We start from the raw sequence: 23,885 nt of genomic DNA, 5'->3' as shown, positions 1-23,885 counted from the left end.
GGCCTCACCCTAGGACGGCGGTTCAGGAGGCGCCGCGGAGCAGCACCTCGACCACGCCCGTGCACAGGGCCGCCCAGCCGAGCGAGGCGAACGTCCCGATAATGAAGCGCTCGATCGCGCCCGTGGCCTGCGCCGTCTTGAGCTCGGGGTAGCGGGCGAAGGCCTTGACGGCGACGACCGCGACCAGGCCCGCCGGGAAGCCGGCGAGCAGCGTCCCGAGGAGGGCCAGCCGCTCCAGCACGCCGATCCAGGCCCCACCGCGCAGCACCGTCGCCCGGACGCGGGACGGCGTCGACACCGAGCCGGCGGCCAGGGCGAGGACGCAGCGCACGACCACAAGGCCGAGCGCTCCCGCGGCCAGGACGCCCGCCCCGACCGCCGACCAGGCCAGCGGACCGGAGGCGCCGTCGCCGAACGCCCCGAAGAGGGCGACCGCGCCGGTTCCGAGGACCGCGCCGACCAGGGCCACGACGAGCCGAGCGCGCGTGGCGCCGGCCGGCAGCCCGCGCCACCCCGTCAGGACGCCCACGAGCCCCAGCACGAACCAGACGACGACGCCGACCACCGTGAGACCGCTCATCGCGCGGCCGCCTCGGTGCGGGCGAGCAGCCGGACGAGGGTCGGGCGCACCGCCTCCTCGACGGCCCAGCCGGCGGCCCGCAGGCGCTGCTGGACCGCCTGCCGGCTGACCTCGAGCCGCTCGGCCGCGGCGGCCTGCGTGAGCCCGGCCCCGACCAGGTCGACGACCTCCCAGCCGGCGTCCGTACGGCCCAGCCGGACGGTGTCGAGCAGGTCCAGGACCGCCTTCGCGTCCGCGGCCTCCTCGTCCGCCCCGGGTGCGACGACGCCGAGGTGGTGGGGGTCGGCCTTGGCGCGCTCGACGGCCGCGCGGGCCGCGACGAACGCCGGCCCGCGGGCCCGGGTCGGGTCACCGTCGGAGGGGAGGGGTCGGTCCACCGGACCGACGCCCAGGCCCACGTGCCACCGCTGCGTCCGCATGAGGGAGAGGATGGCAGCGAGCACCGACACCGGGTCGTCGAGCAGCCCCTGGAACTCGTCGCCCACCGTGCGGCGGAAGCCCAGGAGCGTCGGCGTCGTCGCGAGCGTGGCGACGGCCGCGTCCACGGCGTCCGCCGTGCGCTGCGAGCCGTGCTGGTCCACCGTCAGCACGTAGGGCATACGACAAGCCTAGAGCCTTGCTCCGATCCTGAGCAAGGCTGCAGGCTTGTCGGCGTCGGCCCATCGGACGGCGGGTCGTCGCGGACCGGGCAGGATGACGGGGTGCAGGTGGAGGTGGGGCCCGACGACCCGAGGCTCGGCGACTACGTCCGGCTCCGCGAGTCGTCGCTGCGACGCAGCCTCGAGTCCGAGCGCGGGCTGTTCATCGCGGAGGGCGAGAAGGTCATCCGGCGGGCGGTCGAGGCCGGCCACCGGCCGCGCTCGTTCCTGCTGGCGCCGCGGTGGCTGCCGGGCCTGGCTGACGTGCTGGCGCGGTGGCCCGACGTGCCGGTCTACGTCGTGGACGAGGCCGTGGCCGAGCAGGTCACCGGGTTCCACGTGCACCGGGGCGCGCTGGCGTCGCTGCACCGGGGTGACCTGCCGCCGCTGGCGGACCTGCTGGCCCTCGACCGCGTGGTCGTGCTGGAGGACGTGGTCGACCACACGAACGTCGGTGCGGTCCTGCGCAGCGCCGCCGGGCTCGGCTGGCAGGGCGCGCTGCTGTCCCCCCGCTGCGCCGACCCGCTCTACCGCCGGGCCGTGAAGGTCAGCATGGGTGCCGTCTTCTCCCTGCCCTGGACCCGGCTGCCGGGCTGGCGGGAGGCGCCGGGCCTGCTGGCCGACGCCGGGTTCACCACCGTCGCTCTGACGCTGGCCGACGACAGCGAGGACCTGGACCGGGTGGCCGCGCGGCTCGTCGGCGGCAAGGTCGCGGTGCTGATGGGCACCGAGGGCGCGGGCCTGTCCGACCACTGGGCCTCGAGCGCCACGGTCCGGGCGCGGATCCCCATGCGGGCGGGCATCGACTCGCTCAACGTGGCCGCCGCAGCCGCCATCGCCTGCTACGCCCTGGCCCCGCGCAGCGCGAGCTAGCTGCCCTGCGGCAGGTGGGCCGGCCTCGGGTGTCCGGGACCCGCCTCGCGGAGGCACACCCTTCGCCGACGCACACCGTCGTGGTCGGAGCACACCTTCTCTGTCGAGGCACACCGTGCACGGTGTGCCTCGAGGCCAACGGTGTGCCTCGTGCCCGCGCTCTTCGGACGGGCCGGCAGCTGCCGACGCCTTCGCGCCGCGACGCCGGCTAGAGCTCGGCGTCCTCGTCGTCGTCCTCGTCCTCGGGCGCCGGGCCGAGGCGGGGCGAGACCGGCCAGTCGGCGGGGTAGCGGGGGGCGAGGTCGTCGTGCTGGACGCGCAGCTTCTTGCGGGCTCGCCCGGACAGCCGGTCGCCGAACACGATCCCGTTGAGGTGGTCCGTCTCGTGCTGCAGGCAGCGCGCCAGCAGCCCGTCGCCGTGGATCTCGACGGGGGAGCCGTCGACGTCCTGCCCGCGGCAGATCGCATGGTCGGGGCGCGCGAGCGTCTCGTACGCGCCCGGGTAGGACAGGCAGCCCTCGTCCGCGGCGTCGAGGTTGCGCTCCTTGCCCTCCGGCAGCTCGACGACGGGGTTGCAGACGACGCCGACATGGCGGACCTCCGCGTCGTCGGGGCAGTCGTAGACGAAGACGGCGAGGTCGCGGCCGACCTGGTTGGCCGCGAGGCCGACGCCGGACGCGGCCTCCATGGTCGCGAACATGTCGCGCACGAGGGTGCGCAGCTCGTCGTCGAACTGCTCGACCGGCTTCACCGTCGCGTGCATCACCGGGGTGCCCCAGCGGGTGATCGGCAGCACCCGGCCGCCCGTCGTGAGATCGTCGTCCACGGCGGGCAGATTAGCCCCCTCCGCCGGGTCGGTCATGTGCCGTCGCTGTCCGCGAGAAGGACGAGGCAGGCGGGCCTGGGCGCCGCGAACCGCAGCACGGGCGCGACCTCCCGGCCCGACGCGGCCGCCTCCAGGTCGAGCACGACCACCTCGTCGGACTCCTGGTCGGCCACCCAGACCAGCCCGTCGGCGACGACGAGGTCCCGCGGGTGCCGCCCGCCGCACGACACCTCGCCGAGCGGCTCCACCGTGCCGCGCCCGCGGTCGAGGGCGAAGACGCCCACCGTGTCGGGTCCGCGGGTGGCGACCACCACGCGGTCGCCGGCGAGACGCAGGGCGGAGGGCTCGGCCGGGACCGTGCTTCCGTCCCGCCCGGTCGCCCTCCGCCGGGTGGTGGGGACCGTCTGCGACGGGCGCCAGCCGTCCTCGTCCCGCAGGCCGACCCAGAGCTCCGCGGCCAGCTCGCCGACCACGACCAGGACGTCTCCCGCCACCACCAGGTGCCGAGGTCCGAAGCCCGGGGGCAGCACCAGCGCGGGCGCCGCCTCGGAGAGCCGGCCGTCGGCCGCGAGCCGGAGCCGGTGGACCCGGTCGGTGCCGAGGTCGCAGACGAGGAGCTCGTCGGCCCGGCCGGGGTCGAGGACGACCTGGTGGGCGTGCGGCCCGTCCTGCCGCTCGGGGTCGGGCCCGAGCGGCGCCCGGGAGGTGAACCGGTCGAGCGGACCGCTGACGCGGCCGTCGTCGTCGAGCGCGAAGCTCTCCACCGTGCCGCTGCCGTAGTGCGCCACGACCGCCCGCCGCCCGTCCGCCGTGAGCGCCAGGTGGCAGCCGCCGTTGCCCCCGGTCGTCGCCCGCCCGAGGACGGTGAGGGTGCCGTCCGGCTCCAACCGGGTGCAGACCACCTCCGAGGGGTTCGTCTCGCCCACGCTCACCAGCCACGGCCGGTGCGGGTGCGGCACCGCCCAGGTGGGGGAGGCCAGGGCCGCGTGCCCGACCGCGACGTACGCCGGCCCGTCCGTCCCGCCGGTCCCGGGACCGCGTACGAGGTCCAGCACCCGCAGCCCCGTGCCCGCCTCCGGCCCGTCGCCGTCCGGCCCGAGGCTGTAGCCCCCGACGACCACCCGCCCGGGCAGCGGCGTCGCACGCGTTCTCGTCGGCCGGCTCACGGACCAGCCGTACCACGCCCGGCCCGGCGAGCGGGGTGGCGCCTTGCCCAGGCCGACCTCCGCGCCCACAGTGACGGGGTGGACGTGGAGGCGGGTGCAGAGGTCGGCGCGGAGGCGCTGAGCGCTCCGGGCGACGACCCGATCGCGCCCGACCCGCTGCCCGCCGCGCTCCTCGACCCGCTCGAGGACTACCTGCGCGAGCTCCGGCTGCGGCGCGGGCTGTCGGCCCACACCCTGCGGGCCTACCGCACCGACCTCCTCGGCCTGCTCGACCACCTCGTCGGCCGTGGCGTGGTCGACCTCGCCGACGTGGACCTGCGCGACCTGCGGGCCTGGCTCGCCGCCCAGCAGGCGGCCGGTCGCGCCCGGACCACGATGCAGCGCCGCTCGGCCGCCGTCCACGGCTTCTTCCGCTGGGCCGAGCAGAGCGGGCGCCTCGTCCGGGACCCCTCCGCCGCCCTCCGCTCGCCCCGGCCGCACCGGCGCCTGCCCGCCACCCTCAGCCAGGCCGAGGCCGACCAGCTGCTGCGGGACGCCCTCGCCGTCGCGCGCGAGGACGACGGCCCCGTCGGCCTGCGGGACGTCGCCATGCTCGAGGTCCTCTACGCGACCGGGGTCCGGGTCGCCGAGCTGTGCGGGCTCGGTACCGGCGACGTGGACCGCGACCGCGGCGTGCTCCGCGTCTTCGGCAAGGGCGCCAAGGAACGCTCGGTCCCGGTCGGCCGGCCCGCGCTGGTGGCCGTGGATGCCTGGCTCGGCCGCGGCCGGCCGCGCCTGGCCGTCCCCGCGTCCGGCGACGCGCTGTTCGTCGGGGAGCGGGGCGGACGCATCGACCCGCGGGTGGTGCGGCGGATCGTGCACCGCGCCCTGCGCATGGTCGACGGTGCGCCCGACCTCGGCCCGCACGGCCTGCGGCACGCGATGGCCACCCATCTCCTCGAGGGCGGGGCCGACCTGCGCTCCGTCCAGGAGATCCTCGGCCACGCCTCGCTCGCGACCACGCAGATCTACACCCACGTCACGGACGAGCGGTTGCGCTCCGCCTACCTCCAGGCCCACCCCCGCGCCTGACCGCGCCGGCTGCGCGCTCCCGCACCAGACACGCCGGCGGCGAGGTGCGGAGGCGCGCACCCGCGACCGGGCGGCCGCCGTCACAGCCACGTCATCGGGTCGACCATGCGGTCGTCGAGCCAGACCATCAGGTGCAGGTGGCACCCGGTGGCGAAGCCGGTGCGGCCCACGTAGCCGACGACCTGGCCGCGGCTGACGTGCGCGCCCGGGCCCACGACGTAGCGGACCGCGTGGTTGTAGGCGGTGACGACGTGGTGACCGTCGACCTGCCCGTGGTCGACGAACAGCCGGTTGCCGTAGCCCACGCTCGAGATCCGGCGCGAGACGCGGCCGGCGTACGCGGCGCGGATCGGCGTACCGCAGGCGGCGCCGAAGTCGGTCCCGTCGTGCAGCTTCCACACGTGCAGGACGGGGTGGAAGCGGCGCCCGAAGCGGGAGGTCACCGCGCCCGGGACCGGGTGGACGAAGCCGTGGCTGCCCGCCGGCCCGAGCGGACCGAGCGCACCGACGGGTCCGGCCGGCAACGAGGGCAGGGAGGGGCCGCCCACGAACCCCGTCCCGCCGGTCGCCGCCGCCTCGACCGCCCGGCGGGCCACCTCCCGGGCGAGGGCCTCCGCGACCACCACCGCCCGACGCGAGGACGGGACGAGGCGCAGGGTGCCCGCGGAACCGGCCGACGCCGGTCCCTGCACCAGCACGAGCGGGTCGAGGTAGGCCTTGCCGCGCTTCAGCCCCCAGTGCAGGCAGCGGTCCTGGCAGTGCGCCTCGTGACCGACCCGCCCGAGCGCTTGCCCCTGACGAACCCGCTGGCCGACCCGGACCGACGCCTCCACGGGCTCGAACGTCGAGCGGACCCCGCCGTGGTCGACGACCACGACCGGCTTGCCGCCGACCCGCCCGACGAACACCACCCGGCCGTCGGCGGGGGACAGCACCCGCTGGCCGGGTCGTGCCTCGAGGTCGACGCCGCGGTGCCCGGCCAGCCACGGCTGGTCGGGCGGGTCGAAGGCGTGCTCGACCGTCGGCGTCCCGTCGAGCGGCCACCCGCCCGTCGTGGGCAGCGGGGCGTCCCCGGAACCGTCCGGCGCCGCCTCGGCCCGGCTCGTCGCGCCCGGGCCCAGGAGGCCGAGCAGCACCGCGAGCACCCCGACGACCACCACCACGACCCGCGCCCCGGAGCGTCGCCCGGACCACCCCCGGGCCTCCTGCCTGCTGTGCGTCACGGCCGGATCATGGTCGTCCGCAGGGCGGCCGTGCCGCCCGTCGAGGGGCACCTGTGGACAACCTCGCCGCAGGCGTACGGCCTGTGGACGAACGGCCGTTCACGGATTCGCAGGGGTGGGGGAGGGCGGGTACTCTGGCACCAGCAGGCCCACCTGGGCCTGACTTCGCGTGCCCTCCTCCGGTCACCTCGTGACCGGGCGGCACCACGGTCCTGGCTCCGGCCAGGCAGGTGGCCGTCGAGAGCACCAGGGAGCGTCGAAGAGCTCGACGCTCGGCAACCGTACGTCGGCGCTCCCGTGCGCCGGCAAGGAGAGGAAACGGCCATGGCCGTCGTCACCACTCGCCAGCTCCTCGAGAGCGGCGTCCACTTCGGGCACCAGACCCGTCGCTGGAACCCCAAGATGAAGCGCTTCATCTTCACCGAGCGCAACGGCATCTACATCATCGACCTGCAGCAGTCGCTGACCTACATCGACCGCGCGTACGCGTTCGTCAAGGACACCGTCGGCCGCGGCGGCCAGGTCCTCTTCATCGGCACGAAGAAGCAGGCCCAGGAGGCCATCGCCGAGCAGGCGACGCGCGTCGGGATGCCCTACGTGAACCACCGCTGGCTCGGTGGCATGCTCACCAACTTCGGGACCATCGTGAAGCGCATCCAGCGCCTCAAGGAGCTCGAGGTCATGGACTTCGACGACGTCGCGGCCTCGGGCCTGACGAAGAAGGAGCTCCTCGGGCTGCGCCGCGAGAAGGACAAGCTCGAGAAGACCCTCGGCGGCATCCGGGACATGGGCAAGACCCCGCAGGCCGTGTGGATCGTCGACACCAAGAAGGAGCACCTCGCCGTCGACGAGGCGCGCAAGCTGCGCATCCCGGTGATCGGCATCCTCGACACCAACTGCGACCCCGACGAGGTCGACTTCGCGATCCCGGGCAACGACGACGCGATCCGCTCCGTCTCGCTGCTCACCCGCGTGCTGGCCGACGCCGTCGCCGAGGGCCTCGTGTCCCGCTCCGGCGGCTCGCAGACCGGCGCCGAGGCCGAGGTCGAGCCCATGCCCGACTGGGAGCGCGAGCTCCTGGGTGCCTCGCAGGAGCCGGCCGAGTCCGTCCCCGACGCCGAGCCGGCCGCTGACGCCGCCCCGGTGCCCGGTGACGAGCAGCCCGGCCCGGCCGCCGTCGAGGCCGAGGCCGAGGCCGACGCCAAGGTGACCGAGGAGCGCGAGTGGCAGCCCGACGCGGCTGACCAGTCCGCCCCGGCCGTCTGAGCCGGACGCTCCCGCACCACCTCCCCGCACGACCGAACGACGAAGACGAAGGACGGACCGCCGCATGGCGACGATTTCTGCTGCTGACGTGAAGAAGCTCCGCGACGCCACCGGCGCCGGGATGATGGACTGCAAGAAGGCCCTGACCGAGGCCGAGGGCGACTACGAGAACGCCGTCGAGATCCTGCGGGTCAACGGCCAGGCCAAGGCGGCCAAGCGGGGCGCCGAGCGTTCCGCGCACAACGGGCTCGTGGCGTACGAGAACGGCGCTCTGCTCCAGCTCGGGGCCGAGACCGACTTCGTGGCCAAGAACCAGGAGTTCCAAGACCTGGCCGCGGACGCGGTCAAGGCCGTGGCCGCCAGCCAGGCCGCCGGTGTCGAGGCGGCCAACGCCGCCGCGCTGCCGTCCGGCCAGACGGTCGGCGAGGCCGTCGAGGCCCTCGCCGTCAAGATCGGCGAGAAGCTCGAGGTGAGCAACGCGGCGTACTTCGACGGCAAGACCGTCGTCTACCTGCACCGTCGCGCCTCGGACCTGCCGCCCCAGGTCGGCGTGCTCGTCGAGTACGACGGCGCCGACGAGACGGCCGCCCGCGCGGTGGCGATGCAGATCGCCGCCATGCGTCCGACCTACCTCAGCCGGGACGAGGTGCCCGCCGACCTCGTCGAGAACGAGCGGCGCATCGCCGAGGCCCAGGCCAAGGAGGAGGGCAAGCCCGAGCAGGCCGTCCCCCGCATCGTCGAGGGCCGGGTGAACTCCTACTTCAAGGACGTCGCCCTCCTCGACCAGCCGTCGGTCACCGACGGCAAGACCTCGGTGGGCAAGCAGCTCGAGGCCGCCGGCGTCAAGGTCAAGCGGTTCGTCCGCTTCGAGGCCGCCGGCTCCTGAGCCGAGAGCACCACGTCCTGAGCCTGTCGGAGTCCTTCCGGCAGGCTCAGGGCACGTCCAGGGGCACGTCGACGTGCCGAGGCCCGCGCTCGCGGGCCGCAGGGCACGTCAGCACCAGCAGGCGACCACCAGCACGACCCAGGAGGCACCGATGACCGGACCGTACGCACGCGTGATGCTCAAGCTCTCGGGCGAGGTGTTCGGCGGCGGCAGCGTCGGGGTCGACCCGATCGTCGTGCAGGGGCTCGCTTCGCAGATCGCCGAGGTCGTCAAGGCCGGGACCCAGGTCGCGGTCGTCGTCGGCGGCGGCAACTTCTTCCGCGGCGCCGAGCTCCAGCAGAGCGGCATGGACCGCGACCGCGCCGACTACATGGGCATGCTCGGCACCGTCATGAACTGCCTCGCGCTGCAGGACTTCCTCGAGAAGGAGGGCGTGCAGACCCGGGTGCAGACCGCCATCACCATGGGCCAGATCGCCGAGCCGTACATCCCGCGCCGCGCCGAGCGGCACCTCGAGAAGGGCCGCGTCGTCATCTTCGGCGCCGGGTCCGGGATGCCGTACTTCTCCACTGACACGGTCGCCGCCCAGCGCGCGCTCGAGGTCGGCGCGGACGTGCTGCTGATGGGCAAGCAGGGCGTCGACGGCGTCTACTCCGCCGACCCGCACCGCGACCCGACGGCGGTCAAGTTCCACGAGCTCACCTACGACGAGTACCTCGCGAAGGACCTCAAGGTCGCCGACGCGACGGCCATCAGCATGGCCCGCGACTACAAGCTGCCGATGGTCTTCTTCGGGCTCGACAACCCCGGCAGCATCGTGGCCGTGGTGTCGGGTGAGAAGATCGGCACGTCCGTCCACGCCTGAGGCGTCCCGCCGCACGCGCACCCGGACCGTCTCCGGAGCTCCGCGCCCGGATCCGCAAGCACCACGCGCACGACCGTACGAAGGAGTCCACCCGTGACCGCCGCCGAGATCCTGGCTGACGCCGACACCAACATGGAGCTGGCCGTCGAGTACGCCAAGGAGGAGTTCGCCGCCATCCGCACCGGACGGGCGCACCCGGCGATGTTCGCGAAGATCACCGCCGAGTACTACGGCTCCTACACCCCGCTCCAGCAGCTCGCCAGCTTCCAGGTGCCCGAGGCCCGCATGGTCCTCGTGACGCCGTACGACCGCGGCTCGCTGCCGGCGATCGAGAAGGCCATCCGCGAGTCCGACCTCGGCGTGAACCCGTCGAACGACGGCAACTCGATCCGGCTGGTCCTGCCCGAGCTGACCGAGCAGCGGCGCAAGGAGTACATCAAGCTCGCCCGCAGCAAGGCCGAGGACGCGCGGATCTCCATCCGCGGCTCGCGCCGCACGGCCAAGGACGCCCTCGACAAGATGGTCAAGGACAAGGAGGCCGGTGAGGACGAGGTGGCCCGCGCCGAGAAGGCGCTGGACACCGCGACGAAGAAGTACGTCGACCAGGTCGACGACGTCCTCAAGCACAAGGAAGCCGAGCTGCTCGACGTCTGAGCGACCGTCCTTCCTCGCGCATGAGCGCCGACCCCGCCTCGCAGCCTGAGGCGACCGACCCTGCCGGGGCGACCCCCAGGACGACCCCGGTGAGCACGGGCGCGACCGCGATCAAGACGAACCGTGCGGGCCGCGACCTGCCGAAGGCCATCGGCATCGGGGTCGGGCTCGGCGCGTACGTCGTGCTCAGCCTGCTGTTCTTCAAGCCGGCCTTCGTCCTGCTCGTCGCCGTGGCGCTCGTGCTGGGCTCCCGCGAGCTGCACGCCGCGCTGAAGCGCCAGGGCATGAACGCGGCGATCATCCCGATCATGGTCGGGACGGTCGGCATCGCGATCGGGTCGTACCTCGCGGGCATCCAGCGCCCGGTCGTCTTCTCGACGACCAGCGTGCTGCTCGGCGCCCTCGCGCTCACCGTGCTCGCCGCACTGGTCTGGCGCATGCCGGGAGGCGCCCACGGCTACGTGAAGGACGCCGCGGCCAGCCTGTTCATCATCTGCTACGTGCCGCTGCTGGGCTCGTTCACGGCGCTCATGCTCGCGGGGGAGAACGGCGGGGCCCGCCTCGTCATGTTCATCCTCGTCGTCGTGATGAGCGACACCGGCGGCTACGTCTTCGGCGTCCTGATGGGCAAGCACCCGATGGCGCCGAACATCAGCCCCAAGAAGTCCTGGGAGGGGCTCGCGGGCTCGCTCGTCTTCGGCATCGTGGCCGGGATCTGCACCGCGGTGCTCGGCCTGCACGTCCACGTGTGGATCGGCGTCCTGATCGGGGTGGCGCTCGTGGCGGTCGGCACCTGCGGCGACCTGATCGAGTCGATGATCAAGCGCGACCTCGGCATCAAGGACATGAGCTCGTTCCTGCCGGGGCACGGCGGGGTCATGGACCGGCTCGACAGCCTCCTTGTGGCGGCCCCGGTAGCCTGGCTCATCATGTACATCCTCGTCCCTGGAGGCTGACGTGAGCGTCACAGGATCCCCCGACCTGTCCAGCTCCGAGGCCCGCACGCCCGCTCGTACGCCCGACGCCACCGCGCCGGGCACCGACGCGTCCGACGTCACGATCCCGGAGTACGTGCAGCCGCCGGACCGTTCGACCCTGCCCCTGGTGTTCACGGCTCCGCGCCGCGGCAAGCCGCCGGTGCACTGGGCCGACCTCGACCCCGCGCAGCGACGCGGCGCGATGGAGGCCGCCGGTCACCGGGCCTACCGCGCCCGCCAGCTCTCGGCGCACTACTTCGAGGGCCTGCGCGACGACCCCGACACGTGGACCGACCTGCCCGTCGCCGTCCGCGGCGAGCTGGCGTCGACGTTCATGCCGCCGCTGCTGACGCCCGTGCGCGAGCTGACCTGCGACGACGGCGACACGGTCAAGTCGCTGTGGAAGCTGCACGACGGCGCGCTCGTGGAGAGCGTGCTCATGCGCTACCCGGACCGCGTGACGATGTGCGTCTCGAGCCAGGCCGGCTGCGGCATGGCCTGCCCCTTCTGCGCCACGGGCCAGGGCGGGCTGCAGCGCAACATGAGCACCGCTGAGATCGTCGAGCAGGTCGTCGACGGCGCGCGCAAGCTCGCGCAGGGCACGCTCGCCGACGCGGAGGCGGGCCGTACGCCGCGGGTCAGCAACGTCGTGTTCATGGGCATGGGCGAGCCGCTGGCCAACTACAAGGCCGTCTCCGGTGCGCTCCGCCAGCTGACGACGCCCAACCCCGACGGGCTCGGCATGAGCGCGCGCGGCATCACCGTCTCGACGGTGGGGCTGGTCCCGCGCATCCACGAGCTCGCGACCGAGGGCATCCCGGTCACGCTCGCGCTGTCCCTGCACGCGCCGGACGACGAGCTGCGCGACGAGCTCGTCCCCGTGAACACCCGCTGGAACGTCGACGAGGTCGTGGACGCCGCCTGGGAGTACGCGAAGACGACCAAGCGCCGCGTCTCGATCGAGTACATCCTCATCCGCGACGTGAACGACCAGCCGCAGCGGGCCGAGCAGCTCGCCAAGGTGCTGCGGCGGCGCGGCACGTGGGGCTGGGTGCACGTGAACCTCATCCCGCTGAACCCGACCCCGGGCTCGCGGTGGACGGCCTCGCGCCGTCGCGACGAGGACGAGTTCGTCCGTCGCCTCCAGGCCCGCGGCGTCCCCGTCACGGTGCGCGACACCCGCGGCCGCGAGATCGACGGCGCCTGCGGCCAGCTCGCGGCGGGCAGCGCCGACATCGACGCGTCCGTTCAGGTCCCGGCGCGCCGGGGCTGAGCGCGGCAGACGGGTGACGGCCCTGATCGTGCGGGCGACCGCGGTCGGCTGGTCTGACCGGGCCTTCCCGGCTGGCTCGACGTGACGACGGTGGACGCCGGCGGTCGGGCGCGCCGGATCGTCGAGAAGGCGCCGGTGCTGACGGAGCTCACCTTCGACGACGCCACGGTCTTCCCGTTCGAGCTCTGGCTCCGTGGGGAGCACCTGCGCATGGACGGCAGTGCGGTGGTCGTCCGTCTCGCTCAGGGGACTTCGACGACGGACGGCTGTTCCGAGCTGACGTTCGCGAGCACGGACGTCCGCTGGCTCTGAGGTGCACCCGCCGCTCTAGGGTGACGGACATGATCTTCGTGGAGGTCCCCGTTGTCTGACCCGGCCCTCACCGACGTGGCCGCGGCGCTCGCCGCCGCCGGCGTCCGGACGGTCGTCGGGACCATGGTCAACGCCTCCGGGCTCGTGCTGGCCAAGTCGGTCCCGGTGGAACGCCTCGACGCGTTCGCGGGGGCCGGCTTGGGCTCGGCGCCGGTCTGGGACGTGTTCACCGTCGACGGCGGCATCGCCTTCACCGGCTCGGTCAGCGCGGTCGGCGACCGGCGGCTCCGGATCGACCCCGCCGCCGTCGCCGTGCTCGGTGACGGCCTGGCCTGGGGCCCGGTCGACATCGTGACTCAGGAGGGCGAACCGGTGCCGACGTGCCCGCGCACCGCCCTGCGTCGGGTCGAGGAGCGCCTGGCCCACGCCGGGCTGGAGGCGCTCGTCGGCCACGAGCTCGAGCTCGTCCTCGTGCATCCGGACGGGTCGCCGCTGGAGGCGGGCTCGTGGGTCCCGTACGGGGTGAGCGGGCTGCTCGACCACGCCGCGTTCGTCGACGACCTCGTCGCCGCCTGCGCGGCGGCCGGGGTGCCGCTCGAGCAGGTGCACGCCGAGTACGGCCGCCAGCAGCTAGAGCTGTCCCTGCCGCCGGCGAGCCCGGTCCGCGCCGCGGACCGCGCGACCCTCGTCCGCGTCGTGATCGGCCAGGTCGCACGCCGCCACGGCGTCCGTGCGTCCTTCTCCCCGGCCCCGTTCCCGGGGACCGTCGGCAGCGGCGCCCACCAGCACCTGTCCCTGACCCGCGACGGCGCGCCGATCTTCTCCGGCGGCACGGGCCCGCACGGCCTCACGGCGGACGGAGGCGCCGCCCTCGGCGGGCTCGTCGACGGCCTCGGCGACGTCCAGGCCCTCCTGGGCGGTTCCGTCCTCTCCGGCACCCGGCTGGTCCCCGGCGGCTGGTCCGGCGCGTTCCGCTGCTGGGGCACCGAGAACCGCGAGGCCGCCGTCCGCTACCTCGCCGCGACGCCCGGCAACCCGTACGGCGCGAACGTCGAGGTCAAGGTCGTCGACCCGTCGGCCTGCGTCTACCTCGCCTCCGCCGCGGTGCTCGCGCTCGCGCTCGACGGCATCGAGCGCGGCGCGGACCTGCCGGCCGAGGTCACGACCGACCCGAGCACGGTGGCCGAGGCCGACCGCGCCGGCGCCGGGCTCGTCCTGCTGCCGTCCGACCCCGGGACCGTCGTCGACGCGCTCGACCGCTCCGACCTGGCGCGTCGGCTGCTCGGCGACCCGGTGGTCGACACCACGGTGGCCGTCCGGCGCCTCGAGCTGCGGACGTTCGGGGACGCGGACGTCGTCGAGGTCGCCGCCCGGCTGCGGCTGGTGTGGTCGGCGTGACCCCGCCGGGCGGCGTCCACGGGCTCGCCGAGCACCTCGAGCAGCTCGCGCTCGTCGACCACCACGTGCACGGCGTGTGGACCGAGGACGCGGACGCGGCCCGTCTCGCCAACGCCTTCAACGAGGCCGACACCGCTCCGCTCGCCGACCCGTCCTCGGCCTGGGACACCCAGCTCGGGTTCGCGGTGCGGCGCTGGTGCGCCCCGCTGCTCGATCTCGAGCCGCACCCGGCCCCCGAGACCTACCTGCGGCGCCGCGCGGAGCTGGGGGAGACCGAGGTCGCCCGCCGCCTGCTCGACGGCACGAACGTCTCCGACTGGCTCGTCGACACCGGCTGGAGCCGGGACCTGTCGTCGCCGGCCGGGCTCGCGGCGCTGGGCGGCGGCACGGGTCGCGAGATCGTCCGCCTCGAGACGCTGGCCGAGGAGCTGCTGCCGACGCTGGACGACCCGGCGGACTGGGCCGACGCCTTCGCGGCCCGGGTCGAGGACGCCGCCAGGCGGTGCGTCGGGTTCAAGTCGGTGATCGCCTACCGCTGCGGCTTCGCCGTCGACCTCGCCCCGCCCGCGCCGGAGGCCGTCGCCGAGGCCGCTCGGCGGTGGCAGGCCGGCCTCGAGGACGGCGCCGCACCGCGGCTCGACGACCCGACGCTGGTCGTCTCCGGCCTGTACGCCGCCTTGCGCACGCGGCGGCCGCTGCAGCTGCACGTCGGGTTCGGCGACCGGGACCTCGACCTCGCCTCGGTCGACCCGCTGCTCCTGACCGACCTGCTGCGCCGCCCCGAGGTGCGCGGCGTGCCCGTGATGCTGCTGCACTGCTACCCGTACGAGCGCCACGCCGGCTACCTCGCGCAGGCCTTCCCCGAGGTGCACCTCGACGTCGGCCTGGCCACCCACTTCCTGGGTGCCCGCGCGCCGGGCGTCGTCGCCCGTTCGCTCGAGCTCGCACCGTTCCGTCAGGTGCTCTACTCCTCCGACGCCGCCGGGCCCGCGGAGCTGCACCACCTCGGCGCCCGGCTGTGGCGCAACGCGATGGCGCAGGTCCTCGGCGGCTGGGTCGAGGCCGGCGACTGGTCGGTCGACGACGCCCGCCGCGTCGCCACCCTGGTCGGCCGCGACAACGCCCGTCGCGCGTACGACCTGGACTGAGGCCCGCCACGCCCCCTGCTCCGCGCCCCCTGCTCCCCGGGCCCTGGGCGACCAGTGGTCACTTCGCAAGCCGGCAGCGGCGTGTTGCGGCGCCCGACTGACCACTGGTCAGAGAAGTCGGGCCGCAGGCGTCAGGCTGCGGCGTCAGGAGGGATGGGGTTCGGCGCCTGTCCGGGTCAGGGGAGCGGGACGATCTCCAAGCGCTCGATGCGTCCGGCGGTGACGTCCAGGAGGCCGAGGGTGCGGAACGGCTGACGCCGCTTGTCGGTGGGGGAGCCGGGGTTGACGATCCGGACGCTCGTCCCCTCGGACCAGGTCTCGGACTCGTCGAGCGGGATGTGCGAGTGCCCGAACACGACGAGCTCCGCCTCCGGGAACCGCCGGTGCATCCGACCCGTCCGGCCCTGCTTCGGCCCGGCGTCGTGGATCATCGCGACCCGCAGGCCGTCGAGCTCGCCCTGCCACGTCTCCTCGGCGCCCCACGCCGCGACCTCAGCGCCGTCGTTGTTGCCCTGCACCACGACCACCGGCGCGTACGCCGCCAGCTCATCGAGCACGGAGGGGACGCACACGTCACCCGCGTGCAGGATCAGGTCCGCGCCGGCGAGGTGCGCGGCGACGGCCGGCGGCAGGCCCTTCCAGAAGCGCGGCGCATGGGTGTCGGAGACGAGGACGACGCGCACGGGCTCATCCTCCCAGCGCTCGATCCGTGCACCGGGATCGCGTCGGGGCTGCCGACCTGAGCGTGCCGCCGGAGCCCAGGCGCCCCCTCGGTGCACGGATCGAGCGGGAAGACTCGGGACCATGCACCCCGCACCCGCCCCGCTGCCCACCGCCATCACCAGCAAACGGCGCGAACCGCCGGTGCGCACGACCTACCTCGTCGTGGGGACGGGCTGGCGCGCGGAACCGTACCTGCGGCTCGCCGCCATGCTGCCCGACCGCTTCGGCGTCACCGGAATCGTGGCCCACTCCGAGGCCTCGCAGGAACGGGCCCGGCGCGACTGGGGTGTTGCGGTCCACGCCGACCTGGATGAGGCGCTGGCGGCTGAGCGGCCCGACTTCGTCGTCCTGAGCGTCCCGTGGCCGGTGACCCCGGACCTGGTCCGCACGCTCGTGGCCCGCGGGATCCCGGTCCTGACCGAGACCCCGCCGGCCCCGGACCTCGCGGGCCTGCACGCCCTGTGGGCCGACGTCGGCGCGTCCGGGCTGGTGCAGGTGGCCGAGCAGTACGCGCTGATGCCCCTCGACGCGGCCCGTCTGGCCCTCGTGGACGAGGGCGTGATCGGCACCCCGAGCTCGGTCCTCGTCTCCTCCACGCACCTCTACCACGCGGTCGCGATGATGCGCTCCTACCTGCGGGTCGGCGCCGACGCACCCGTCGAGGTCGTCGGCCGCTCCTACCCCGGGACCCTCGTGAACCCCCTCACCCCGGCCGGGTGGACCTACGACGAGGAGCCGCACCTGGCCGCGAACCTGCTGGCCTGGCTCGACTTCGGCGACGGCCGCCTCGGGCGCTACGACTTCACCGACAACCAGTGGTGGAACCCGCTGCGACCCGACCACCTGCTCGTCCGCGGTTCGGCCGGCGAGATCGCCGACACCACCGTCGTGCACCTCGCCGACGCGACCACGCCGGTCACGTCGTCGCTGCAGCGCGTGACGACCGGCGTCGGCATGGACTACCAGGGCCTCGACCTCACGCACCTCACCTTCGAGGGCCGCGTGGTCTGGCGCAACGCCTTCCAAGGCGGCCGGCTGACCGACGACGACCTCGGCGTCGCGGTGCTCCTCGACCGCACCGGCGCCTGGGTCCGCGACGGCGGCGACGGGCCCTACCCGCTGCGCGAGGCCTGTCAGGACCACGCGGTCGGGATGGCCATCGAGCAGGCCGTCGCGACCGGGGAGGTCATCCGCGTCGAGCGGCAGCCGTGGGCCTGAGCGCCCCTCGCGTGGTGGACTAGGCGGACGATGCCCGCACGCCAGCCGAAGTCCACCCAGCAGCCCAAGGACGCGTACGCCCAGGCCGGGAAGGCGCTCGCCTCGCAGGTGCAGCGCCTCCGCGGCTGGCTCAGCACCGACGCCAGCCGGCTGCCCGAGCTCGTCGACGCCCTGAACGCCCTCGTCGCGCACCGGCTCGACGGGCACGCGTACGCGGCGGCCGGCGCCGACGCGCAGGAGGCGGTCAAGCGTTCCGCGGACCTGCTGCTGTCGACCGGTCCGATCGGTCCCTACAGCAGCGCGCCCGACGCCGTGCGCTGCGGCACCGCCCTCGTCCAGCTCGCGACGTTGCAGTCCGCCGTCGGCCTCGTCGACGCCGCCGGCGCGACGCTCGAGTCCTGGGACGGGATCCGCAGCCAGGTCGCGGAGGCGGGGACGACGGTGGCGCTGTCCGGCGAGACCGGCCGCCGCGCCCTCGCCGTGGCCGCCCGGGTCGCGCTGGCCGGCGGGGACGTCGCGACGGCCAACGCCTACGCCGACGCGGCCCTCGCCGTCGATGGCCCGCCGCCCGCGGAGGTCGGGTTCGGCCTGGTCGACCTCGACCGGCTCGCCTCCGACACCCGCTGGGCCGCCAACCGCACGGAGCAGTCGCTCGGCTTCCTGCACGCGGCCAAGGAGGCGTACGAGGGGGTCGTCGGCGACCGCCTGACCGATCCCGCGCGCCTCGCACCGGCCCTGGCCGAGCGCCTCGGCGAACCGCTGCCGGGTCTCTACCGCGACCTCGCCGACCGGCTCGGCGCGGTGGGGGAGCTGGACCTCGCGCTCACGAACCGCCGGTTCCTCGTCGGCCGGCTGCAGGCCCTCGCCGCCCGCTCGGAGACGTTCCGGGGCGCGCTCGCCGCGGCCCTGACCGACCTCGCGGCGGACCTGCTGCGGGCCGAGCGGGTCGAGGAGGCGTACGACACCGCGGGCCAGGCGCAGACCGCGGCGGCCGACCGCGCGGTGGCGGTCGGGCCCCGGCTCCTCGCGGCCGCGGTGCTCGCGCGGACGTCGCTGGCCGTGGGCCGACCGGTCCCGGCCGGGCCGCTGCGGGGGCTGCTGGCCGGCGAGGGCGAGGCCGCCGGACCGGCGGTGCGCGCCGTCGTCCAGGCCGCGCTGGCCGAGACGCTGCGCGCCGAGGGCCTCGAGGAGGCCGCCTCCGCCGCCCAGGCCGAGGCGACCGGCGCGACCGGCCAGGTGCCGGAGGACCAGGCCCGCGGCGTGGTGGGCCGCGGCGACGCCGTGACCTGGTCACCGCTCGACCCGGAGCGTGCGTACGGGGCCCCGCTCGTCGCCGCCGGCGGACCGGCACCCGCCGTCCCCACCTGGCTCGAGCAGGAGCGCGCGGAGGCCCGTCGGCAGGAGTCCGAGCGTGCCGAGCAGGCGCGTCACGAGGCGGAGGAGCGCGCGGCCGAGGACGCTCGCGCCCAGCAGGCGGCCCTGGCGGAGGCGGCGGCCCGTGCCTCGGCGGAGGCCGCGGAGGCCGAGCGCGAGGAGGCCCGGCGCCACGAGGCCGAGGAGGCCGAGCAGGCGGAGCGCAAACGGCGCCGCGAAGAACGCCTCCGGGAGCACCAGGCGGAGGTCGACGCTCGCGAGCGCGAGGAACGTGCCGTGCGGCGCGCCGAGATCGACGCCCGACTGGACGAGCTCGACGCGGCCGAGGAACCGGAACGCGACCGCCTCCTGGCCGAGCGCGCTCTCCTCGACGAGGCCGACGCGCCGACGTCCCCCGAGCCCGCATCCTCCGGGGCGCCGGAGCCCACCGGCAGGCCCGAGGCCGCGACCGAGCCGGCACCGGTCGCCGAGCCCGAGCCGGCACCCGAGCCCGAGCCGACCCCTGAGCCCGAGCCGGCGCCCGAGCCCGAGCCGACCCCGGAACCCCAGCCAACCCCGGAACCCGAACCCGAACCCGAGCCCCAACCCACCGCTCCCGACGACCTCGAGCGCGCGGAACAGGCCCTGCGCGACGCCCGCGCGAACGGTGGTCGTCGTGAGGTGCGCGCGGCGGCCGAGGCGCTCGTCGTCGTGCTCCGCGGTCGCCACGCGACGGACCCGGGCGCGTACGGGGCCCGGCTCCGCACGGCGCTGGAGGACCTGTCGGGCGCCCGCCTCCGCGGCGGCGACATCTTCGGGGCCCGGGCGGCCTCGCGGGAGGCCCGGGGCCTGCGCTGACGCGTCCCCCGGACGCACACCGAGCCACCCCTGCGGTGGACGGCATGATGGTCGCCCATGAGCGAGTCCGACACCCTCGACCCGGCCCTCAAGGCGTTGGCGGACGCGTACGGGATCGCCACCGACTACTGGGACTGGCAGGGCCGCCACGTGGTGGTCCCGGCCAGCACGGTGCGAGCGGTCCTCGCGGCGCTCGACGTCGACGCGAGCACGCCCGAGGCCGCGTACGAGGCGCTCGGGGTCAAGGAGCAGGAGCCGTGGACGCGCATGCTCCCGCCCTGCCTCGCGCTGCGCTCGGGCCGGACCGCCTACCTGAACGTGCACGTCCGGCACGGTGACGGGCTGGAGGTCTGGATCGACCTCGAGACCGGCGGCGTGTGGGAGCACCTGCGCCAGCTCGAGAACTGGAGCCCGCCGCGCGACGTGGACGGCCCGTACCCCGGCGGCGGCCCGGTGGGGGAGGCGACCTTCGAGGTCCCGGACGCGCTGCCGCTCGGCTATCACACGCTGCGCGCGCGGAGCACGGACGGGGCCGGGGTGGTGCACGAGGACGCCATGGAACTGATTGTCACGCCGGCGTGGCTCGGGATGCCGGCCTCGCTCGGCGACCACCGCGGCTGGGGCGTCGCGACGCAGCTCTACAGCGTCCGCTCCGAGCACTCGTGGGGCGTCGGCGACCTCGTCGACCTCGAGGACCTGGCCGTCTGGTCGGCCGCGGAGACCGGCGCCGACTACGTCCTGGTGAACCCGCTGCACGCCGCGGAGCCCGTGCCGCCGCTCGAGCCGTCGCCCTACCTCCCGACGTCGCGCCGCTTCGCGAACCCGATCTACCTGCGCGTCGAGCGCATCCCCGAGCACGCGACCGCGCCGGACGCCGTCCGGGCGACCATCGCCGGGCTCGGGCGGGACCTCGGCAAGGCGCTCGCCGGGCGGGACGTCATCGACCGCGACACCACCTGGACCGCCAAGCGGGCGGCGCTGCAGGCGCTCTTCGCCGTGCCCCGGACGGCCGGGCGGCAGGCGGCCTTCGACGCCTACCGCGAGCGCGAGGGCGAGGGTCTTGCGAACTTCGCCACCTGGTCGGCCGTCGCCACCGAGCTCGGCCCCGACTACCTGACCTGGCCCGCGGGGCTGCGGCACCCGACGTCGCCCGAGGTGCAGGCGTGGGTCGACGCGCACCCCGACGAGGTGGCCTTCGAGTGCTGGCTGCAGTGGGCGCTCGACGAGCAGCTCGACGCCACCCAGTCGGCCGCGCTGCGCGCCGGGATGCGCCTCGGGGTCCTCCACGACCTGGCCGTGGGCGTGAACCCGCGCGGCGCCGACGCCTGGAGCCTGCAGGACACGTACGCCCAGGGCATCACGGTCGGCGCGCCGCCGGACCCCTACAACCAGAACGGCCAGGACTGGAGCCAGCCGCCGTGGCGCCCGGACCGGCTCGCCGAGACCGCGTACGCCCCCTACCGGGCGATGGTGTCGACGATCCTGCGGCACGCGGGCGGCATCCGGGTCGACCACGTCATCGGGCTGTTCCGGCTGTGGTGGATCCCCAAGGGCGCGGGTCCGCTGGCGGGCACCTACCTGCGCTACGACCACGAGGCGATGGTCGGCATCCTCGCGCTCGAGGCGCACCGGGCCGGCGCGCTCGTGGTCGGCGAGGACCTGGGGACGGTGGAGCCGTGGGTGCGCCACGACCTCGCCGAGCGGGGGATCCTCGGCACCTCGATCCTGTGGTTCGAGTACGACCTCGACGCCGACCGCGCGCCGCTCGCGCCCGAGCTCTGGCGTGAGTACTGCCTGGCCTCGGTCACCACCCATGACCTGCCGCCGACGACGGCCTACCTCGTGGGCGACCACGTCCGGCTGCGGGAGCGGCTGGGCGTGCTGACCCGGCCCTTCGAGGAGGAGCTCGCGCTCGACGAGGCCGAGCGCGACGCCTGGCTCGACCGCCTCCGGGCGTCCGGCGTGCTGGCTCCGGGGGCCGGCGTGCAGGAGACGGTCGAGGCGCTGCACCGCTACCTGACGCTGACCCCCGCCCGCCTGCTGAACGTCGCGCTCACCGATGCGGTGGGGGACCGGCGCGCCCAGAACCAGCCGGGGACCACGAACGAGTACCCGAACTGGCGGGTTCCGCTGACCGACGCCGACGGCCGCCCCGTGCTGCTCGAGGACGTGTTCACGAGCCCCCGCGTACGGTCCCTGCTCGCCGTCCTCGAGGGCTGAGTGCCTCCCGAGCCTCGTGCCGAGCCGTCGGGCGACGCACGCGACGACGGGCCGACGGTCGACCTGGAGCCGTCCGCCGCGGACCTGGCGAGCCTGGTCGTGAGGATGACCGAGCTCGCGTGGCCCACGACCGAGGAGGAGCGGCTCGTCTTCTTCGACGAGCTCGGCCTGCACGACGTCGAGAGCCCGCGGTCCGACGACAGCGTCCCCGGGGCGGAGCGGCGCTGGTTCGCCTCGGACCTGGCGGAGGGGCTGGGCGGGACCGCGACGACATTCCGGGGCGAGTTCCTCGGCCTGACGCTCTTCGCGTACGACGAGCCGGTCGAGAACGGCGAGCGGGCGCGCGCTGGCTACGCGGCGGTGCGTGACTACGTCAGCCGGCGGCTCGGGCCTCCGCTGGAGGAGTGGGGGACGGCCACCGAACCCGCCTGCCTGTGGCACCCGGGGCCCCTGATGATCGACCTGTACTGCTTCCAGCGGCAGCAGAGCGGGATCATGATCGGCCCCGACCACGCGGACCGGTCCGCCGCCTACGACGAGGCGTCGGACGCGGCGAACGCGGCGGACGGTGAGGGCGGTCCCCCGGAACCCGACGACCGAGCGTGACGGGGTCTTCGACGCACCCGCGCTGCCGGCGACGTGCGACGTCGCGTCGGCTCGTGGCTGCACGCCGACACTGCTAGCGTCCGAGACCTCGGGCCGCACCGTCCCGTCGAGGAGCGTCGGATGTCTCTGGGTCGCCGTGCCGTGGGTCTCCTCTTCGCGGTCGCCCTGCTCGTCGCCGTACCGGCCGCCACGGCCGGCACCGCCACCGCCGCGGCACCGACGACCCGCGCGTCGTTGATCCTCGACGACGGCCGCATCCTCGACGACAAGCAGGTCGTCCACGACATCAACGCGCTGCGCAACGGGGCCGGGGTCCACGTCGCGGTCCTCACCACCGGCGACGACGCGGACGTGTCCAAGGACGGCTACGACGACGACGTGCTGACCTACCTGGAGGACCACGACGACGCGGCCGTCCTCGACCCCGACGGCGGCGGGCTGCGCGACGGCCTGATCCTGATCGCCGTCTCGCCGGACGTGCGCCAGGTCGGGGTGTACGCCGGCGACGACGTCGACCTCGACGCCGACGGGGTCGAGGACGTCGTGAACGCCGTCCGCCCGGACGCCCGGGCCGGACGCTGGGACGCCGTGGTGGTCCGCGGCGCCAAGAAGGCGCTGGCCGTCACGGCGGCCGGCGGGGGCACGGGCAGCAGCGACCCCGACGAGCAGGACCCCGAACCCGCCTATCCCGACGACGAGCCGACCTCCACCGGCACGGGTTCGTCGGTGCAGGCAGGGCCGATCCTCGGCGGCCTCGCGGTGCTGGGCGCCCTGATCGGCGTCCCGGCCGCGGCGGTTGCCGTGGTCCGGCGGCGTCGGCGGCGTGCGGCGTTGCTGGCGTGGACCCCGGAGCCGGCCGCGGTCGCCGACGCGCTGCGGCAGTGGCGCGACGCCACCGAGCAGGTCCAGATGACCGGCTACCCCGAGCAGCCCCGGGACCGGACGGGCCGGGCGGCGTGGACGTACGACCCGGCCGAGGCGGTCACCACGCTCGAGGCGCTCGCCGCCGACGGACCGACCCGGGCGCAGCGGGTCGACCCGGGGACGCGCACCCGGCTGGCGGCGCTGCTCGAGCCCGGGCGGACGCTGACGGCGTGGGTGGACGACGCGCGGTTCTGGGCGCGCGAGCCCGGGTGGGAGCAGCGCTGGGGCGCCGAGCTCGACCGCCTCGTCGTGGCCCCGCTCGCCGCGTTCGTGAGCAGCGTCGACGCCCTGGCCGGGGACCGGCCGGAACGACGGCTGACCGAGGTCCGGACGGAGGCCGGCGCGCTGGAGTCCAGCGCCTCCGCGCTCGACCAGGCGGTGCGCGCCGGGGTGGTCCGTCCGACGGACGGCGTGGTCGAGGCGCGGGCGTTGAACCGTCGGATCCGGACCTTCGCCGAGGAGGCGGCCCGTACGGTCGGGCGCGGCATGTCCGACCGGTCGAAGCGGTCGCTGCTGGGCGGGTCCGCGGGCTACGACCCCACCCTGTCGCCGTACGTGCTGGGCAACCTGATCGCCGCGACGGCGGCGCCGAACCCGTCCGCCCAGCCCGCCACGGACCCCTTCGGCGCCGGTGGGTTCGGCGGGGGCGGGTCCGCCGCGACGACGACGTTCACCGACTCGTCGGGCAGCGGCGGCGGGATGACGGGCGGGTCCGGGAGCTTCTGACCCTGGCGGCGGGAACGACGTCCAGCCCTCGCGTCCACCGCCGTCCTCGACCGTGGCTGGGCCGGAAAGCCGACCAGCGAGGCGGCGAGAACGCTTGACAT

General features: G+C 75.0%; 22 protein-coding genes. 16 read left to right on the top strand and 6 right to left on the bottom strand.

The features are described 5' to 3' along the window. Positions 1-22: 22 nt before the first annotated feature. Together ABD665_RS07050 and ABD665_RS07045 are read right to left on the bottom strand one after the other, a co-directional pair. The gene (locus ABD665_RS07050; protein ID WP_204911605.1) at positions 23-580 is read right to left on the bottom strand and encodes a hypothetical protein; all 558 of its coding nucleotides are present in this window, start codon (positions 578-580) and stop codon (positions 23-25) included. After that, complete coding sequence (locus tag ABD665_RS07045; RefSeq protein ID WP_204911606.1) at positions 577-1,179, bottom strand: hypothetical protein; 603 nt, start codon at positions 1,177-1,179, stop codon at positions 577-579. The genes ABD665_RS07050 and ABD665_RS07045 overlap by 4 nt, the downstream gene beginning before the upstream one ends. A gap of 102 nt (positions 1,180-1,281) precedes the next feature. Between ABD665_RS07045 and ABD665_RS07040 the strand changes: the two genes are divergently transcribed. Then, a complete protein-coding gene (locus ABD665_RS07040) occupies positions 1,282-2,091 on the top strand; it encodes a TrmH family RNA methyltransferase (protein WP_204911607.1) in 810 nt (269 codons plus the stop codon). 208 nt (positions 2,092-2,299) lie between these two features. On the opposite strand, the gene def is transcribed toward ABD665_RS07040, so the two are convergent. Then, entirely contained in the window at positions 2,300-2,953 is a 654-nt protein-coding gene (def, locus tag ABD665_RS07035; protein WP_204911608.1) for a peptide deformylase, read from the bottom strand. Then, positions 2,950-4,083: a beta-propeller fold lactonase family protein gene (locus ABD665_RS07030; RefSeq protein ID WP_204911609.1), complete on the bottom strand. Its 1,134-nt coding sequence runs from the start codon at positions 4,081-4,083 to the stop codon at positions 2,950-2,952. Before ABD665_RS07030 ends, def begins: the two co-directional genes overlap by 4 nt. Before the next feature lie 117 nt (positions 4,084-4,200). Between ABD665_RS07030 and ABD665_RS07025 the strand changes: the two genes are divergently transcribed. Next, positions 4,201-5,154 (top strand): tyrosine recombinase XerC, encoded by a 954-nt coding sequence (locus tag ABD665_RS07025; protein WP_204914057.1) that lies wholly within the window; start codon positions 4,201-4,203, stop codon positions 5,152-5,154. 80 nt (positions 5,155-5,234) lie between these two features. Here ABD665_RS07025 and ABD665_RS07020 read toward each other — a convergent pair whose 3' ends face one another. Further along, entirely contained in the window at positions 5,235-6,377 is a 1,143-nt protein-coding gene (locus ABD665_RS07020) for a peptidoglycan DD-metalloendopeptidase family protein (protein WP_204911610.1), read from the bottom strand. A gap of 324 nt (positions 6,378-6,701) precedes the next feature. Here ABD665_RS07020 and rpsB point away from each other — a divergent pair, with 324 nt between their 5' ends. The 9 genes from rpsB to ABD665_RS06975 all read left to right on the top strand — a co-directional run bounded on the left by rpsB (position 6,702) and on the right by ABD665_RS06975 (position 15,156). After that, positions 6,702-7,643, top strand: coding sequence for a 30S ribosomal protein S2 (gene rpsB, locus ABD665_RS07015; protein ID WP_204911611.1), 942 nt, complete (start codon positions 6,702-6,704; stop codon positions 7,641-7,643). A 64-nt stretch (positions 7,644-7,707) separates the two neighbouring features. After that, positions 7,708-8,529, top strand: a complete 822-nt coding sequence (tsf, locus tag ABD665_RS07010; RefSeq protein ID WP_204911612.1) for a translation elongation factor Ts — start codon at positions 7,708-7,710, stop codon at positions 8,527-8,529. A 151-nt stretch (positions 8,530-8,680) separates the two neighbouring features. Next, on the top strand, positions 8,681-9,394 hold the full coding sequence (gene pyrH / locus ABD665_RS07005) for a UMP kinase (RefSeq protein ID WP_204911613.1): 714 nt from the start codon (positions 8,681-8,683) through the stop codon (positions 9,392-9,394). A gap of 132 nt (positions 9,395-9,526) precedes the next feature. After that, entirely contained in the window at positions 9,527-10,048 is a 522-nt protein-coding gene (gene frr, locus ABD665_RS07000) for a ribosome recycling factor (protein WP_204914059.1), read from the top strand. Positions 10,049-10,137: 89 nt separating this feature from the next. Next, positions 10,138-11,004 carry a phosphatidate cytidylyltransferase gene (locus ABD665_RS06995; RefSeq protein ID WP_344741586.1) on the top strand — a complete coding sequence of 289 codons (867 nt, stop codon included), beginning with the start codon at positions 10,138-10,140 and terminating at the stop codon, positions 11,002-11,004. A 115-nt stretch (positions 11,005-11,119) separates the two neighbouring features. Continuing rightward, entirely contained in the window at positions 11,120-12,298 is a 1,179-nt protein-coding gene (gene rlmN / locus ABD665_RS06990) for a dual-specificity RNA methyltransferase RlmN (RefSeq protein ID WP_204914061.1), read from the top strand. A gap of 81 nt (positions 12,299-12,379) precedes the next feature. After that, entirely contained in the window at positions 12,380-12,610 is a 231-nt protein-coding gene (locus tag ABD665_RS06985; RefSeq protein WP_204911615.1) for a hypothetical protein, read from the top strand. A 51-nt stretch (positions 12,611-12,661) separates the two neighbouring features. Next, on the top strand, positions 12,662-14,008 hold the full coding sequence (locus tag ABD665_RS06980; RefSeq protein WP_204911616.1) for a type I glutamate--ammonia ligase: 1,347 nt from the start codon (positions 12,662-12,664) through the stop codon (positions 14,006-14,008). Continuing rightward, the gene (locus ABD665_RS06975) at positions 14,005-15,156 is read left to right on the top strand and encodes an amidohydrolase family protein (RefSeq protein WP_204911617.1); all 1,152 of its coding nucleotides are present in this window, start codon (positions 14,005-14,007) and stop codon (positions 15,154-15,156) included. The genes ABD665_RS06980 and ABD665_RS06975 overlap by 4 nt, the downstream gene beginning before the upstream one ends. Before the next feature lie 176 nt (positions 15,157-15,332). Here the strand turns inward: ABD665_RS06975 and ABD665_RS06970 are convergent, their stop codons facing one another. After that, a complete protein-coding gene (locus ABD665_RS06970) occupies positions 15,333-15,839 on the bottom strand; it encodes a YfcE family phosphodiesterase (RefSeq protein ID WP_204911618.1) in 507 nt (168 codons plus the stop codon). 121 nt (positions 15,840-15,960) lie between these two features. Between ABD665_RS06970 and ABD665_RS06965 the strand changes: the two genes are divergently transcribed. From ABD665_RS06965 to ABD665_RS06945, 5 genes are all read left to right on the top strand, one after another. Continuing rightward, on the top strand, positions 15,961-17,097 hold the full coding sequence (locus tag ABD665_RS06965) for a Gfo/Idh/MocA family oxidoreductase (protein WP_204911619.1): 1,137 nt from the start codon (positions 15,961-15,963) through the stop codon (positions 17,095-17,097). Between the two features lie 30 nt (positions 17,098-17,127). Continuing rightward, entirely contained in the window at positions 17,128-19,308 is a 2,181-nt protein-coding gene (locus ABD665_RS06960) for a hypothetical protein (RefSeq protein WP_204911620.1), read from the top strand. A gap of 57 nt (positions 19,309-19,365) precedes the next feature. Beyond that, complete coding sequence (gene malQ, locus ABD665_RS06955) at positions 19,366-21,528, top strand: 4-alpha-glucanotransferase (protein ID WP_204911621.1); 2,163 nt, start codon at positions 19,366-19,368, stop codon at positions 21,526-21,528. Between the two features lie 105 nt (positions 21,529-21,633). After that, complete coding sequence (locus ABD665_RS06950) at positions 21,634-22,134, top strand: hypothetical protein (protein ID WP_204911623.1); 501 nt, start codon at positions 21,634-21,636, stop codon at positions 22,132-22,134. A gap of 120 nt (positions 22,135-22,254) precedes the next feature. Then, positions 22,255-23,784: a DUF5129 domain-containing protein gene (locus ABD665_RS06945; protein ID WP_204911625.1), complete on the top strand. Its 1,530-nt coding sequence runs from the start codon at positions 22,255-22,257 to the stop codon at positions 23,782-23,784. The last annotated feature ends 101 nt before the right edge of the window (positions 23,785-23,885 follow it).

This window comes from Microlunatus spumicola (assembly GCF_039536445.1).
GTDB lineage: Bacteria > Actinomycetota > Actinomycetes > Propionibacteriales > Propionibacteriaceae > Microlunatus > Microlunatus spumicola.
Note: the sequence above shows the minus strand (reverse complement) of the source record. Positions and strands in the feature narration are given on the sequence as shown.

What these genes read in the sequence shown, in the direction of transcription:
- pyrH (WP_204911613.1), top strand. Translation starts at nt 8,681, where the DNA reads ATGACCGGACCGTACGCACGCGTGATGCTCAAGCTCTCGGGCGAGGTG.
- malQ (WP_204911621.1), top strand. Translation starts at nt 19,366, where the DNA reads ATGAGCGAGTCCGACACCCTCGACCCGGCCCTCAAGGCGTTGGCGGAC.
- ABD665_RS06950 (WP_204911623.1), top strand. Translation starts at nt 21,634, where the DNA reads ATGACCGAGCTCGCGTGGCCCACGACCGAGGAGGAGCGGCTCGTCTTC.
- ABD665_RS06945 (WP_204911625.1), top strand. Translation starts at nt 22,255, where the DNA reads ATGTCTCTGGGTCGCCGTGCCGTGGGTCTCCTCTTCGCGGTCGCCCTG.
- rpsB (WP_204911611.1), top strand. Translation starts at nt 6,702, where the DNA reads ATGGCCGTCGTCACCACTCGCCAGCTCCTCGAGAGCGGCGTCCACTTC.
- ABD665_RS06960 (WP_204911620.1), top strand. Translation starts at nt 17,128, where the DNA reads ATGCCCGCACGCCAGCCGAAGTCCACCCAGCAGCCCAAGGACGCGTAC.
- ABD665_RS06965 (WP_204911619.1), top strand. Translation starts at nt 15,961, where the DNA reads ATGCACCCCGCACCCGCCCCGCTGCCCACCGCCATCACCAGCAAACGG.
- ABD665_RS07045 (WP_204911606.1), bottom strand. Translation starts at nt 1,179, where the DNA reads ATGCCCTACGTGCTGACGGTGGACCAGCACGGCTCGCAGCGCACGGCG.
- tsf (WP_204911612.1), top strand. Translation starts at nt 7,708, where the DNA reads ATGGCGACGATTTCTGCTGCTGACGTGAAGAAGCTCCGCGACGCCACC.
- def (WP_204911608.1), bottom strand. Translation starts at nt 2,953, where the DNA reads ATGACCGACCCGGCGGAGGGGGCTAATCTGCCCGCCGTGGACGACGAT.
- frr (WP_204914059.1), top strand. Translation starts at nt 9,527, where the DNA reads ATGGAGCTGGCCGTCGAGTACGCCAAGGAGGAGTTCGCCGCCATCCGC.
- ABD665_RS07050 (WP_204911605.1), bottom strand. Translation starts at nt 580, where the DNA reads ATGAGCGGTCTCACGGTGGTCGGCGTCGTCGTCTGGTTCGTGCTGGGG.